Source organism: Vibrio rotiferianus (assembly GCF_002214395.1).
Lineage (GTDB): Bacteria > Pseudomonadota > Gammaproteobacteria > Enterobacterales > Vibrionaceae > Vibrio > Vibrio rotiferianus.
This window is the reverse complement of record NZ_CP018312.1, coordinates 1424205-1437706: the sequence shown is the minus strand read 5'-3', so window position 1 is coordinate 1437706 and position 13502 is coordinate 1424205. Positions and strand designations below refer to the sequence as shown.

Annotated in this window: 15 protein-coding genes; 10 read left to right on the top strand and 5 right to left on the bottom strand. The window is 43.4% G+C overall.

The features are described from left to right. Positions 1–99: 99 nt before the first annotated feature. A complete protein-coding gene (locus tag BSZ04_RS16010; RefSeq protein WP_088880823.1) occupies positions 100–456 on the bottom strand; it encodes a hypothetical protein in 357 nt (118 codons plus the stop codon). 256 nt (positions 457–712) lie between these two features. On the opposite strand from BSZ04_RS16010, the gene ccoN reads away from it, so the two are divergent. From ccoN to uspE, 10 genes are all read left to right on the top strand, one after another. Further along, entirely contained in the window at positions 713–2140 is a 1428-nt protein-coding gene (gene ccoN, locus BSZ04_RS16005; RefSeq protein ID WP_010447944.1) for a cytochrome-c oxidase, cbb3-type subunit I, read from the top strand. A 12-nt stretch (positions 2141–2152) separates the two neighbouring features. Next, positions 2153–2773 carry a cytochrome-c oxidase, cbb3-type subunit II gene (gene ccoO, locus BSZ04_RS16000; RefSeq protein ID WP_010447943.1) on the top strand — a complete coding sequence of 207 codons (621 nt, stop codon included), beginning with the start codon at positions 2153–2155 and terminating at the stop codon, positions 2771–2773. Between the two features lie 9 nt (positions 2774–2782). Further along, positions 2783–2956 carry a cbb3-type cytochrome oxidase subunit 3 gene (locus tag BSZ04_RS15995; protein ID WP_005396487.1) on the top strand — a complete coding sequence of 58 codons (174 nt, stop codon included), beginning with the start codon at positions 2783–2785 and terminating at the stop codon, positions 2954–2956. Then, on the top strand, positions 2956–3930 hold the full coding sequence (gene ccoP, locus BSZ04_RS15990; protein WP_010447942.1) for a cytochrome-c oxidase, cbb3-type subunit III: 975 nt from the start codon (positions 2956–2958) through the stop codon (positions 3928–3930). The genes BSZ04_RS15995 and ccoP overlap by 1 nt, the downstream gene beginning before the upstream one ends. Before the next feature lie 89 nt (positions 3931–4019). After that, entirely contained in the window at positions 4020–4496 is a 477-nt protein-coding gene (locus tag BSZ04_RS15985) for a FixH family protein (protein WP_010447941.1), read from the top strand. 4 nt (positions 4497–4500) lie between these two features. Next, positions 4501–6864 carry a heavy metal translocating P-type ATPase gene (locus BSZ04_RS15980; RefSeq protein WP_038883684.1) on the top strand — a complete coding sequence of 788 codons (2364 nt, stop codon included), beginning with the start codon at positions 4501–4503 and terminating at the stop codon, positions 6862–6864. 14 nt (positions 6865–6878) lie between these two features. Continuing rightward, positions 6879–7043 carry a cbb3-type cytochrome oxidase assembly protein CcoS gene (gene ccoS, locus BSZ04_RS15975; RefSeq protein ID WP_010447939.1) on the top strand — a complete coding sequence of 55 codons (165 nt, stop codon included), beginning with the start codon at positions 6879–6881 and terminating at the stop codon, positions 7041–7043. 9 nt (positions 7044–7052) lie between these two features. Then, the gene (locus tag BSZ04_RS15970) at positions 7053–7730 is read left to right on the top strand and encodes a sulfite exporter TauE/SafE family protein (RefSeq protein WP_088880822.1); all 678 of its coding nucleotides are present in this window, start codon (positions 7053–7055) and stop codon (positions 7728–7730) included. Positions 7731–7820: 90 nt separating this feature from the next. Continuing rightward, a complete protein-coding gene (locus BSZ04_RS15965) occupies positions 7821–8567 on the top strand; it encodes an FNR family transcription factor (RefSeq protein ID WP_005429849.1) in 747 nt (248 codons plus the stop codon). Positions 8568–8748: 181 nt separating this feature from the next. Then, positions 8749–9696, top strand: a complete 948-nt coding sequence (gene uspE / locus BSZ04_RS15960; RefSeq protein WP_088880821.1) for a universal stress protein UspE — start codon at positions 8749–8751, stop codon at positions 9694–9696. A gap of 126 nt (positions 9697–9822) precedes the next feature. Here uspE and ttcA read toward each other — a convergent pair whose 3' ends face one another. The 4 genes from ttcA to BSZ04_RS15940 form a co-directional block, all read right to left on the bottom strand. Beyond that, the gene (gene ttcA / locus BSZ04_RS15955; protein WP_088880820.1) at positions 9823–10716 is read right to left on the bottom strand and encodes a tRNA 2-thiocytidine(32) synthetase TtcA; all 894 of its coding nucleotides are present in this window, start codon (positions 10714–10716) and stop codon (positions 9823–9825) included. Positions 10717–10914: 198 nt separating this feature from the next. Further along, on the bottom strand, positions 10915–11577 hold the full coding sequence (locus BSZ04_RS15950) for a DUF2987 domain-containing protein (RefSeq protein WP_038883690.1): 663 nt from the start codon (positions 11575–11577) through the stop codon (positions 10915–10917). Positions 11578–11594: 17 nt separating this feature from the next. Next, complete coding sequence (locus tag BSZ04_RS15945; RefSeq protein WP_088880819.1) at positions 11595–12431, bottom strand: glucosaminidase domain-containing protein; 837 nt, start codon at positions 12429–12431, stop codon at positions 11595–11597. Further along, complete coding sequence (locus BSZ04_RS15940) at positions 12424–13221, bottom strand: DUF2189 domain-containing protein (protein WP_010447927.1); 798 nt, start codon at positions 13219–13221, stop codon at positions 12424–12426. The genes BSZ04_RS15945 and BSZ04_RS15940 overlap by 8 nt, the downstream gene beginning before the upstream one ends. Positions 13222–13502 lie beyond the last annotated feature (281 nt).

The window sequence follows — 13502 nt, the reverse complement described above, 5'->3', positions numbered from 1 at the left end:
GTTTATCACTTTACTGTTATACCATTGCGAAAATTAAGCGCTAGGTAAGAAGGTATTAACTGCACAAAGAAGATACAATTATCTCGCGTCAGATCTGATTTATAAATGAACTTGGACAATGTTTTCGTTTATTTTGAGATTAATTGCTTTTGTCTCAGAAATACTATTCCACTCAATATCGCGATATTTATCACCTACGTTAATAAATTGACCAGATTGATTTAGATCAATTTTTATACTGTCAATTTCTGTGCTTTCGATCGAAAAACCGTTCGAACTCTTGTTTATGGTGATTTTTGACTGACCAATTGTTACATCACATCGTTGTTTTTGTGAACAATCCACATCTCTGCTCGTCTCATAAGTAAAGGTGCGCCAGAAAAATGCTCCAATTAAAACACTGAGCATGATTAAGATTTGTGCAAGTCTTGCCTTTGTTAACTTTTGTGCGGCCATAATTCCTAATATCCTTGTTACAAACTTCAAACTTTTTAAATAAAAAATGATTTCCAGAGGCGTTGTAAGGTTACTACTCTGTCATTGAATTGTTAATTCAAGTATAGTGTTTCGCTGAAAATGCCACTTTTTATTAAAGTCAGCAATGGAAATAAAGTGATGATAACACTTGAATTCTTGAGTTTACTTGGGTGGTGTTACGACGCAAGTCGTGTTGGAAGTAAAGTGTAGTTAATTAGAAATTGGAAGCATGCAAATGAGCCAAGTAAAGCAGCTTGAACAAAACTACAACTATACAGTCGTTCGCCAATTTACCCTTGTGACCATTTTATGGGGCATAGTTGGTATGGCTGTTGGTGTTTTGATTGCCGCTCAGTTAGTTTGGCCACAGCTAAACTTTGATACGCCGTGGTTGACGTACAGTCGTTTACGTCCATTGCATACTAATGCGGTAATTTTTGCGTTTGGTACCAGTGCCCTGTTCGCAACATCTTATTATGTTGTTCAGCGTACTTGTCAAACACGTCTTTTTGGTGGTCCACTCGTTGCCTTCACCTTTTGGGGTTGGCAAGCAATTATTCTAGCGGCAGCAATCACCCTACCTTTAGGTTTTACCTCGGGTAAGGAGTACGCTGAGTTAGAATGGCCTATTGATATCGCAATTGCGATTGTCTGGGTGTCTTACGCAGTCGTGTTCTTTGGAACACTGGTTAAGCGTAATACCTCTCATATCTACGTGGCTAACTGGTTCTTCGGTGCCTTTATCATCACAGTAGCAGTACTTCACATCGTGAACAGCATGGCAATTCCTGTTGCTCTAGGTAAATCTTACTCGATTTACTCAGGCGCCGTGGATGCAATGGTTCAATGGTGGTATGGACACAACGCGGTAGGTTTCCTATTGACCGCTGGTTTCCTTGGTATGATGTACTACTTCGTTCCTAAGCAAGCTGAACGTCCTGTTTATTCTTACCGTCTATCTATCGTTCACTTCTGGGCACTAGTTTCGCTGTACATTTGGGCTGGCCCTCACCACCTACATTACACAGCCCTACCGGATTGGACTCAGTCTCTCGGTATGGTGATGTCTCTGGTTCTATTCGCTCCATCTTGGGGTGGTATGATCAACGGTATCATGACGCTATCTGGTGCATGGCATAAGCTTCGCTACGACCCTATCCTACGTTTCCTAATCGTTTCATTGTCTTTCTACGGTATGTCTACTTTCGAAGGTCCAATGATGTCTATCAAGACAGTTAACGCGCTATCGCACTACACAGACTGGACCATTGGTCACGTTCACTCTGGTGCATTAGGTTGGGTTGCAATGGTTTCAATTGGTTCTGTATATCACCTTGTTCCTCGTCTATTTGGTCAAGAGCGTATGTACTCTGTTAGCCTAATCAACGTTCATTTCTGGTTAGCAACTATCGGTACTGTTCTTTACATCGTAGCAATGTGGATCTCTGGTGTAATGCAAGGCCTAATGTGGCGCGCAGTTAACTCTGACGGTACGCTAACTTACAGCTTTGTTGAATCTGTAGAAGCATCTTACCCGTTCTACTTCGTACGTTTCCTAGGAGGCTTCATCTTCCTATTCGGTATGTTCCTAATGGCATACAACACGTACAAGACGGTAACTGCGCCTAAAGAAAGCTTAAAAGCTATCCCTCAACCGGCATAAGGAGATTAAAGAATGAGTAATAATTCGAATAATCGCCACGAAATCCTAGAACGTAATGTCGGTTTGTTGGCTATTTTCATTGTGTTTGCAATCAGTTGGGGTGCGCTTGTAGAAATCACTCCCCTGATTTTCCAGAAGCAAACTACCGAACCTGTAGAAAACCTGCGAGCTTACACTCCTCTGGAAATGGAAGGTCGTGACATATACATCCGTGAAGGTTGTAACGTTTGTCACAGTCAGATGATTCGTCCTTTCCGCTCTGAAACAGAGCGCTACGGTCACTACTCTGTTGCTGGCGAAAGTGTTTGGGAGCACCCATTCCTATGGGGTTCTAAGCGTACTGGTCCAGATTTAGCACGTGTAGGCGGACGTTACTCTGATGAGTGGCATCGCGTTCACCTAATTGACCCACGTGAGCTAGTACCTGAATCAAATATGCCAGGTTTCCCTTGGCTAGAAGAAAACGTACTAGACGGCAAGCTGACGCAGAAGAAATTAGAAGTATTCCGCAACCAGTTCGGTGTTCCGTACACGGATGAACAAATCGCGAATGCGGCTAAAGAAGTAGAAGGTAAAACAGAGATGGATGCAATCATCGCTTACCTTCAGTCTCTTGGTCATGCAATGAAGTAAGGGGGTCATATGGATTTCGGTACAATTCATAGTATTTATACCGTTGTACTCTTCGCTAGTTTTATCGGCATCGTATGGTGGGCATTTAGCAAGAAACGTAAAGCACGTTTTGAAGAAGATGCTAACTTGGTGTTTGCTGACGAAGAACAAACGACCCCAAATAACCAAGGAGTGAAGAAGTAATGACTACATTCTGGAGTCTCTGGATTATCGTGATTACTGTCGGTACGCTAGTTGGCTGTGCGATCCTCCTGACTTGGTGCGCTAAAGATAAAATGGGCGTCGAGGAAGGGGAAGACATGGGCCACGAGTACGATGGTATTCGCGAGCTTAACAACCCTCTACCAAAATGGTGGACATACTTGTTTGTGAGCACATTTGTGTTTGCAGCTGTATATCTGGCTCTTTTTCCAGGCCTAGGTAACTTTAAAGGTTTCCTAAACTGGCAGAGTTCAGATCAAACCGTTCGTACGTTGGAAGAATCAAAAGAAGCCATCGCACGAGCACAAGAGAACAAACAGCTTAACCAATACGCTAAAGAGCTAGATGACGCAGATGCATACTTCGGTGAAGCATTCCGTGCGCTTGCTCATAACGCAGATGGTCTACGCCCTATCCCAGAGATTGCGCAAGATCCTGAAGCAATTAAGGTTGGTCAGCGTTTGTTCCTGCAGAACTGTTCACAATGTCACGGTTCTGATGCTCGAGGTCAAACTGGCTTCCCTAACCTAACTGACAACGCATGGTTATACGGCGGCGAGCCAGCAGCAATCGTTACAACTATCATGCAAGGCCGTATCGGTCAGATGCCAGCGTGGAAAGATGCACTTGGCGAACAAGGTGTTCAAGAAGTCGTAAGCTACACGCTAAGCTTATCTGGTCGTAAAGTTAATGCACGTGAAGCGGAAGCTGGTAAAGCGCGTTTCGTTGTGTGTGCAGCTTGTCACGGTACAGATGGTAAGGGTAACCCTGCTGTAGGTGCTCCCGACCTAACTGATCAAACTTGGTTGTTCGGTGATTCGCGCGCCGCGGTAACCGAAACAGTTATGAATGGTCGCTCTGGTGTAATGCCCGCTTGGAAGGACATTCTAGGCGAAGACAAAGTTCAACTTGTCGCGGCATACGTCTGGAGTTTAAGCAACTCAGACAATAAGTAACATTTCAATAACAGCCCCTTTCATAGGGGCTGTCTTTCCTTTAAATTTAAAGCCCTACATTTTTTCATTTAGCTGTTGAGAACTTTTTTATGGTAAAGCCTTGGTATAAACAATTTTGGCCGTGGTTCCTGATCATCCTACCTCTGACGGTTGTAGTATGGACGGTCGTTACAGTAGTCGTATTCGCCAACAACTCGGTATCTTTGGTCGCTGAGGATTACTATAAAAAAGGTAAAGGCATCAATATCGACATCAGTAAAATGAATGTCGCTCGTGACCTTGGTCTTAACGCTACAGTCTCTTCTGATAAGAACACGGTTGTTATCGCTTTCAATAAAGGCGAGTTGCCTCACTTCCCTGCTCTAACTGCAACGTTCACACACCGTACGTTGCCAGACCGTGACTTCACGAAGCTGCTTACAGCAGATGCAAAAGGTAATTATCGTTTAACTCCTGAAGATTCTATTCAGGGCCCTTGGTTCGTCGAGCTTGAACCACACAACAAAGAATGGATGATTCAAGGTCGAGTCGAGTTCCCTGCGCAACCAACAACATTAATGAAGTAAGTCTATGTGTAAATCCTGTTATCACTGCGGTGAAGATGTACCAGCCAACACGGATTTCAAAGTAGAAATATTAGGTGAAATTCGCGACATGTGTTGCCCTGGTTGTGAAACTGTGGCGCAAACTATTGTCGACAGCGGTTTAGTTTCCTACTACCAATATCGAACTGCGCCAGCTGAAAAAGCAGACTTAGTTCCAGAACAGCTACAAGCTCTCATTCATTATGACAACGAAGATGTTCAATCTGAGTTTGTTCGCAATCATGAAAATACGTCTGAAGTTACACTATCACTGGAAGGCGTCTCATGCGCCGCTTGTGCTTGGTTGATTGAAAAACAAGTGTCCGGTGTCAAAGGTTTGGTTTCTATTCGTGTGAACACCACCACTAACCGTGCATTGCTTGCGTGGGATAAGACACAAGTTCGCCTTAGTGAATTACTCTCTATCATTCACAAACTTGGCTATAAAGCAGCGCCTTTCGAAGCAGATAAGCAAGAAGCTGCCTACCATCATACGATGAAGCAGTACCTATACCGCCTAGGTATCGCAGGCCTTGCAACAATGCAGGTCATGATGCTCGCAGTAGCTCTGTATTTGGAAGTCTTTGGCGATTTAGAGCCGGAGTTTAAAAACTACTTCCGTTGGGTGAGTTTAATCTTCGCAACCCCTGTTCTGCTCTATTCAGCGCTTCCTTTCTACCTCAATGCATGGCGGAGTATTCGCGGCCGTACACTGGGTATGGATGTTCCTGTTTCCATTGCATTGATCTTTGCTTATGTCGCAAGTTTAGTTGCGACAGTTACTGAGCAAGGTGAAGTCTTCTTCGAATCCATTTCGATGTTTACCTTCTTCTTGCTAGTAGGTCGATTCTTGGAAATGCGAGCTCGCCGTAAGGCAGCCGCAGCTAGCGGCAACCTCCTCAAATTAATCCCTGCGATTGCTACAACGCTAGACGGTGAACAAATCCCAGTAAAGACCTTAAAGGTTGGTGACCGTATTCGCGTTCTCCCTGGCGAACACATCCCTGCAGATGGCAAAGTGATGTCAGGTCGCATACATATCGATGAATCAATGCTGACTGGCGAATCTGTTCACGTAGTAAAAAAAGCGGGCGATGCGGTATACGCAGGAACATTGAATGGAGATGAATCTTTCGAATTAAAAGTCACCAATTCGAAAGCAGATTCGATGATTTCGAATATTGTGCGTCTTCAAGATGAAGCGCAGCATTCCAAACCTAAGATCGCCGAGATCGCGGATGTGGTAGCACGCTATTTCGTTGGTGCTATTCTAATCATTTCGGCAGGCACATGGTTCTACTGGAATCAAACCAAACCTGATGATGCGTTCTGGATTATGTTGTCTGTCTTGGTCGCTACTTGTCCGTGTGCTCTATCTTTAGCAACGCCAACAGCACTAACTTGTGCAACATCTCGTATGGGCAATTTTGGTATCTTGCTGCGGAAAGGTCATGTTTTCGAGACACTGTGTAAGATTAATCACCTTGTCGTTGATAAAACAGGCACCTTAACCAAAGGCGACATCGAAATAAGTGAAACTAAAACCTTTGCTACCATAACGGAAGCCGAAGCACTCGCGATTGCAGCAGCACTTGAGGCTCATGCTAACCACCCTATTGCTCGTGCTTTTGCTGACTTTGGTCGAGAAGATCTTACTGTTAATGACGTTCAAAACGTCATTGGTTCGGGTATTCAAGGTATTTGGGGTAATAAAACAGTAAAAATCGGCAGCGCAAATTTTGTTGTTGGTGAAGTCCGAGATGAAAGCAATGCAGTATACCTTTCTGCGGATGATGTCCATGTTGCGACTTTCTACTACCGCGATCCTATTCGTAAACAGAGTAAAGAATTTATTCAACGTTTTGCTGACGCTGGTATTAAAACCACGTTGTTGACTGGAGATTCATTACAAAATGCTCAGCCGGTTGCCGATGAAATGGGCATCGACCATGTGATCGCATCGGCAAAACCAGAAGACAAACTCGCGTATCTTAAGGGGCTAGACAAAGACGATATTACTCTGATGGTTGGCGACGGTATAAACGATGCTCCAACACTTGCCGGTGCTCACCTCTCCGTTGCCATGGGTGGAGGTACGGATGTAGCTAAAGCTTCTGCTGATATGACGCTTCTTGGCGATAATTTAGAGAAGCTTTTAGAAGCGAGATTGCTTGCGATACGTACTAGAAAGATAATCAGAGAAAACTTGGCTTGGTCTTTGGGCTACAACCTGTTAATTTTGCCGCTGGCAGTTGCAGGTTTAGTCGCACCGTACGTGGCCGTTGTTGGTATGTCGGCAAGTTCTATTATTGTTGTATCCAACTCGTTGCGACTGCTTAAAGAGAAGTAAATGAGAGATCAAACATGGAAAGTCTATACATATTAATCCCTATCGCCATTGTATTGGTCTGTGTCGCTGTTGCTATTTTCCTATGGGCTGTTCGTAGCGATCAGTTTGAGGATTTAGAGCGACAAGGTCACAACATTCTTCTTGATGAAGACGAAAAACCGAATAACAAAAAACCATAACGTTACCCTATGAGTCCAGACTTTATTGGTGCATTTATGATCGGCCTCGTTGGGGCTGGTCATTGCATGGGAATGTGTGGTGGTATCGCATCACTGCTTTCTATTGGCGCACCGAACAATAATCCATCCCCAACCATTCCTCTTTTCTATAACTTTGGAAGGCTTGCAAGCTACGCCTTGATTGGCGCTATTGTCGGTGGCGCAATCTCTGGCCTTTCTGAACTGAGCGGTCTAACCCAATCTCTTGCTTGGCTTCGTTTTGTCGCCGCACTTTTCATGGTCCTAGTCGCACTCTATATCGCCAAATGGTGGCAGGGTTTATTGGTGATAGAAAAAGCTGGCCAGTATCTCTGGAAGTTTATCTCTCCAGCCGGAAAGAGGTTACTCCCTTTGAAGCATCCCTCTCACGCATTCCCATTTGGCTTTATCTGGGGGTGGCTACCTTGTGGCTTGGTTTATTCAGCGCTCACATGGTCTGCAGTTTCAGGGAGCGCACTAAATGGTGGATTAATCATGCTAGCATTTGGACTCGGCACTCTTCCATCCATGTTAGCGGTCGGGTACGGCGCGAGTCACTTTCAGAAATTGCAAAAATCGTTAATATTTAGAAACATCTCAGCATTAATTCTAATAAGCTATGGCATGTATACTGCCGCTGGTGCGATGAGAATGCTTGGTTTCATATAGCATCAAAGTCGTTTTCCATCATATTTTTGCTACCCTTTAGGAGTAAGCAGTGATAAAATATTGATGTATATCAAATAGTGAAAGGTTGTTATGATTTCTGAAAAACCTGCAACAAAGCGTATCCAATCAGGCGGTTGCGCGATTCATTGCCAAGATTGTAGCATTAGCCAGCTGTGTATTCCGTTCACTCTAAATGAGTCTGAACTGGATCAGTTGGATCAAATCATCGAGCGTAAAAAGCCAATCCAAAAAGGCCAAGAGCTTTTTAAAGCAGGTGATGAGCTAAAATCTCTGTACGCTATCCGCTCTGGTACGATCAAGAGCTACACAATTACAGAACAAGGCGATGAGCAAATCACTGCGTTTCATTTAGCAGGTGACCTTGTAGGTTTCGACGCGATTACGGGTGACCTACACCCAAGTTTCGCTCAGGCTCTTGAAACATCAATGGTTTGTGAGATCCCTTACGAAATCCTTGATGACCTGTCAGGAAAAATGCCTAAACTTCGTCAACAGATCATGCGTCTGATGAGTAACGAAATTAAAGGCGACCAAGAAATGATCCTTCTGCTTTCTAAAAAGAACGCGGAAGAACGTTTAGCTGCTTTCCTTTACAACCTATCAACGCGTTTCTCGCAACGTGGTTTTAGCCCTCGTGAGTTCCGTTTAACCATGACTCGAGGTGACATTGGTAACTACCTAGGTCTAACGGTGGAAACCATCAGCCGACTTCTCGGCCGCTTCCAGAAATCTGAGATTCTGAGCGTAAAAGGTAAGTACATCACCATCCTGGATCACGATGCATTGATGGAACTTGCTGGCGTTAGCAAAGACTAATTTGTCCTATCAATTGATGTAGCTCGAAAATGAGCTACATCATATTTCTTCTAAAATCCCTTCGAAAGTCCTCATATTCTTCCTCAAACTGAGCTACAGTAAAAATGTACCTTGAGTACTCCAATATACTGATTTACCTTATATTCAGTGTTTGGTTTTACAATAATAAGTGGGCTTAGTTATGAGTATATACAGTAAGATCCTTGTTGTTGCTGACATCAATACCGATGAGCAGCCAGCACTTGCAAGAGCGGTTCAACTCGCTCAAAAAAGTGTATCCAGAAGCCGAATCACTTTCTTTCTGTCAATCTACGATTTTTCGTATGACATGACCTCAATGCTGTCGGTCGATGAAAGAGATGCTATGCGTCGCGGTGTTATCCACCAACGTGAACAATGGATGCGTAAGATAGCCCAACCGTATTTAGACGATAGCTTCGACTTTGATGTTTGTGTTGTTTGGCATAATCGCCCTTATGAAGCGATCATTGCTGAAGTCTTTGCCGGCGGTCACGACATCGTTATTAAAGGAACGCGTAAACACGATGTTCTAGAATCCGTCATTTTCACTCCTACAGATTGGCATTTGCTACGTAAGTGCCCTATCCCTGTTCTGTTGATTAAGAATGCTGAATGGCCAGAACATGCTAAGATTCTTGCCTCTGTACATGTTGGGTCTGAAAATCCAACCCACATTGACTTGAATGATTCAATGGTTGAACGTCTTAAAGAAATCTCTAGTCGCCTCGATGCGGATCCGTATCTTGTTAATGCATACCCGGTGACCCCGGCTAACATTACTATCGAGTTGCCAGAGTTCGACCCAATGACGTACACCGATGCCGTACGTGGGCATCACTTAACAGCAATGAAAGCGCTTCGTCAGAAACACGGCTTGGATGAAGAACAAACTATTGTTGAGCAAGGCCTACCAGAGGACATCATTCCAACCACCGCTGAAAAACTAAATGCAGCAATGGTTATTCTTGGTACAACTGGGCGTACGGGTCTTTCTGCAGTATTTATTGGTAACACGGCTGAGCATGTGATTGATAAAATTAATTGCGACGTACTGGCATTGAAACCAAACGGTTACATCAGTCCGCTTGATCCAAACACGGCCACATAGTGACTTCTGAGTTTTAAAGCTATAAAGAAATGAAAATCCCCCAACTATTGGGGGATTTTTTATGTTGCTGACAGCCCTTAGAGCACGTCGAACAAAAAGGAGGCTAATTCAGCCTCCTCTTTCAAACTAGATATTGGTTACATCGATAAACATAGACTCATCAATGTTGGTTGAAGAAACCACGGCTTCGCTGAATTCGTATTCTTCACGATTACCTTCACGATCTAATGGAAGGTTTTCAAAGTCGAACAAATCACGGTCAGCAAGCTGACTTGGGCTTACATTTTGGATTGACTTGAAGATAGCTTCTACACGACCAGGTGTCTTCTTGTCCCAATCAATAAGCATTGCTTTAATCGATTGACGTTGAAGGTTCTCTTGTGAACCACATAGGTTACAAGGGATGATTGGGAAACCCTTATGTTCTGCATATTTGATCAGGTCTTTTTCACGACAGTATGTCAGTGGACGAATCACAACGTTACGACCATCATCTGAACGAAGCTTTGGTGGCATTGCTTTAAGGCGTGAGCCATGGAACATGTTCAAGAACATTGTCTCTACGATGTCATCCATGTGGTGACCAAGCGCCAGTTTAGTTGCGCCAATCTTCTCTGCGAAAGAGTAAAGCGTACCACGACGAAGACGTGAACACAGACCACAAGTTGTTTTGCCTTCTGGCACTTTCTCTTTAACTACTGAGTAAGTGTCCTTGTCTACGATGTAGTAAGGAATGTTCAGCGTTTCAAAGTAATCTGGAAGAATGTGCTCAGGGAATCCAGGTTGTTTCTGGTCAAGGTTAACCGCTACCACTTCAAACTTGATTGGTGCAGCCTTTTGCAGATTCAACAGGATATCCAGCATCGCGAATGAATCTTTACCACCACTAATACATGCCATCACAACATCGCCTTCTTCGATCATGTTGTAATCAGTAATGGCATTTCCAACATTTCTTCTGATGCGTTTCTGAAGCTTGTTGAATTCTAGGGTTTCTTTTCTTGTATCTACTTGGTTCATTGCGGGCTCTCACATCGCCGATAAATCGACTAGGGCTTCCTAACATGGGTTTCTATGGGGCGTGGATTATACGAGCTTTTTACGCAGGATTAAATGTTTGTGTGACCGAGTCACCAATAAATGCACTCGAAAACAGCGCGACGAGCAATAAAAATAAAAAAGAGCCGCAATTGCAGCTCTTTCAAAATCAAATCACGATTACTTTTTCGCGTTTGGTAGATAAGGTAGCACGCGAGTTGTTGGCTGAGGCAATATCATATGACCACCCTCGCCAATCTCACTTAGTGCTACTTGTACTTTACCATTCACAATGGCTTTTTCCGTACCATCGGAGAATCTGATGTTGTCATTCAACTCATCAGCAAACTCCATGGTCACGCCTTGAACTTCTGGAGTGAACCAGCCTGCAAACATACCACCAAGATCTTCAAGTAAAGCCTGCATTTGCGGCATTAATGGCGTTAGTTGCTCGTATGAAACGCTACCCTGTAACGGATGTTTAGTCATTACAACTAAAGAATAATCACATCGCGTATCTTTCGGAGTTTGCACAAAGACAAGCGGATTCGCTGACTTCAGGTTTTTGTCGATTGGAATTGGAAGCTCCTTAGAAGCCGGAATCACAAACTCTTCGTAATGCTCTTCTTTTTCCATCCATGCTTTTTCAATCTCACACAACTGCTTGGTGTCTGCATCTACAAAGAACACACCAACTTTTACATCATCGTGGCCTTCTTTCGCATTATTCTTCAATTGTGTATAGAGCTTGGAATACGTGAACATGTATTCCTGCGCGTGAGTTGCAGGCGATGCTAAGACCAGTACCGCACTGCCTAGTAAACTTAGGCTTAACTTCTTCATCCGATCCGTTATTTCTTTTATTGTGTCCAGTAAGCGTTATTGTGACGAATCATTGCACGTAAGTCATTAACATAGGCGATGCCGCGTTCGGAATACGCAAGCAAACCATGAGTCAATTCAGATGCAGTCGCCACAGATAACAAATCCTTATGTTTCTCAGCTAAGTTAGCGCGAATATCGCGTAAATCAGCATAAGCACGGTTGCGATTCACATTCATAAAGTATCCGTGTACAGATTCCTGAACAGTGTCAAACTTCTCTACTTCATGTGTTTTACCTACGCCGCGTTTTGCAGGAACAATACCGCAGCCCTTCTTATAACACCATTGACCAAACAAGTTATTCGCTTGAGTTGCAAAACGAGAGGTTCCCCACGCAGATTCATTGGCAGCTTGGGTTAACACTAGTGCTTCAGGCAACACATTGACGCGCTTGAGCATTTCACCCAACCAAGCTTGTGTGACTGTGCCATCCTTCAATGGATAGGAATAAAGTGAAGCCAAACGCTCTGCGTATGACGTTTGCTCCGAACTTACCTCTTCGACTTTCAAAGAAGTTAAGAAAGCACGTTCTTTCTCGATACGCTGATTTTCTAAAGCGATTTTCGGACGAAGGAAGTCGAAAAATGCCGTCTTCTTATCTTTCGTGTCTGTGATCGAATTGAAATCTGGAATATCACCAATATACGGAAGATGTGACAGGTCTGGGTGCGAAACAGGTCTATGCACGACTTGTGGGTCAATCGCCTTGCGATACTCACGGTCATAATGCAAATAAGGGCCAATAGAAACAAAAGTGGCGGCTATTGTGATAGCCGCCACTCGTAAACTCATAGATTTTAAAGATTTAGGCATCAAACACCTGAGATTTACCATCGTGATCGTTATCATTTTTCTGTGTTGCTACGATCTTCAACTTAATACCGAACATTTCGCGGTAAAGGATACCCTTCAGATGGAAAAAGAATGGTAACACGAAAATTAAGCCGATTCCGTAGAACATTGCTGCAATAATAAACATCAACATCACGCCTAAGTAAAGCCCTGCGACGACAAAAAGCTTCTTATTGATTGCACGAAGTGACAACAGAAGCGACTGCATAGGAGGAACTCTTTTCTCACAAATCAACAAGATAGAGTGACTAAATGCCAAAGAAAGGTAAAGAGACAGCAACGGGAAAATCATTCCTGCTACACCCTGCATCATAAGGCTAAACAGCGTCGCCAAGATCACTGGAACGGTGAATTGAAGTCCCTTACCTACGTGACGTACTTTTGTCTTTAAGCCCGCTACATGGCTCATCGCCATCAAACTAATACCAGCATAAATTGGCGCACTGATTACTTCATAGCTAAAGTTTGCTACATAAATGGCGGACACAATATCGGTTGTAAATGATTCTGGGTCTTGAAGTGCATCAAGAATGACGCTTGGGTTTCCTAATTGAAGTTGTAATGCAATATAAAAGATACCTAGCTGAACAAAGAGCAATAAAATGATAGCCGGAGAAAAGGATAAGAATTGTTGGATAGTGATACGCCAAGCTTCACTAAAAACTGCTCCGGCTTTTAGTTCGTATTGGCCAGAAAGAGCGCGCTCAATACTCCCTCCAAGATTAAAATCTTTCTCAAAATCGTTGTTCATATGTTATCCAAGGCTAACTTTTAAAATATACGCTGAAAAACCAGCTAATTAATAAGGGCGTCATTATAAAGAAATCTTTGCATGTCTAAAATCATAACAACGCCTAAATACTTGCAAATTCTACCATTTGGTCGATAATTAACCACTTGCAAATCTATGAAATAGCAAACATTTGCCAGCGAAACTAATACCTAACGAAGTGATAGTGGAAGCACAAATACTGTCATAAAAACAGTATGGTAAGGAATGTTTACTTTTGCCTGCAAAATTTTTTCTGTTTC

Bases quoted from the DNA above. Each gene is read 5' to 3' on its own strand.
- uspE (WP_088880821.1), top strand. From the start codon at position 8,749: ATGAGTATATACAGTAAGATCCTTGTTGTTGCTGACATCAATACCGAT.
- BSZ04_RS16010 (WP_088880823.1), bottom strand. From the start codon at position 456: ATGGCCGCACAAAAGTTAACAAAGGCAAGACTTGCACAAATCTTAATC.
- BSZ04_RS15940 (WP_010447927.1), bottom strand. From the start codon at position 13,221: ATGAACAACGATTTTGAGAAAGATTTTAATCTTGGAGGGAGTATTGAG.
- ccoS (WP_010447939.1), top strand. From the start codon at position 6,879: ATGGAAAGTCTATACATATTAATCCCTATCGCCATTGTATTGGTCTGT.
- BSZ04_RS15980 (WP_038883684.1), top strand. From the start codon at position 4,501: ATGTGTAAATCCTGTTATCACTGCGGTGAAGATGTACCAGCCAACACG.
- BSZ04_RS15965 (WP_005429849.1), top strand. From the start codon at position 7,821: ATGATTTCTGAAAAACCTGCAACAAAGCGTATCCAATCAGGCGGTTGC.
- BSZ04_RS15950 (WP_038883690.1), bottom strand. From the start codon at position 11,577: ATGAAGAAGTTAAGCCTAAGTTTACTAGGCAGTGCGGTACTGGTCTTA.
- ccoN (WP_010447944.1), top strand. From the start codon at position 713: ATGAGCCAAGTAAAGCAGCTTGAACAAAACTACAACTATACAGTCGTT.
- ccoO (WP_010447943.1), top strand. From the start codon at position 2,153: ATGAGTAATAATTCGAATAATCGCCACGAAATCCTAGAACGTAATGTC.
- BSZ04_RS15985 (WP_010447941.1), top strand. From the start codon at position 4,020: ATGGTAAAGCCTTGGTATAAACAATTTTGGCCGTGGTTCCTGATCATC.
- ccoP (WP_010447942.1), top strand. From the start codon at position 2,956: ATGACTACATTCTGGAGTCTCTGGATTATCGTGATTACTGTCGGTACG.
- ttcA (WP_088880820.1), bottom strand. From the start codon at position 10,716: ATGAACCAAGTAGATACAAGAAAAGAAACCCTAGAATTCAACAAGCTT.
- BSZ04_RS15945 (WP_088880819.1), bottom strand. From the start codon at position 12,431: ATGCCTAAATCTTTAAAATCTATGAGTTTACGAGTGGCGGCTATCACA.
- BSZ04_RS15970 (WP_088880822.1), top strand. From the start codon at position 7,053: ATGAGTCCAGACTTTATTGGTGCATTTATGATCGGCCTCGTTGGGGCT.
- BSZ04_RS15995 (WP_005396487.1), top strand. From the start codon at position 2,783: ATGGATTTCGGTACAATTCATAGTATTTATACCGTTGTACTCTTCGCT.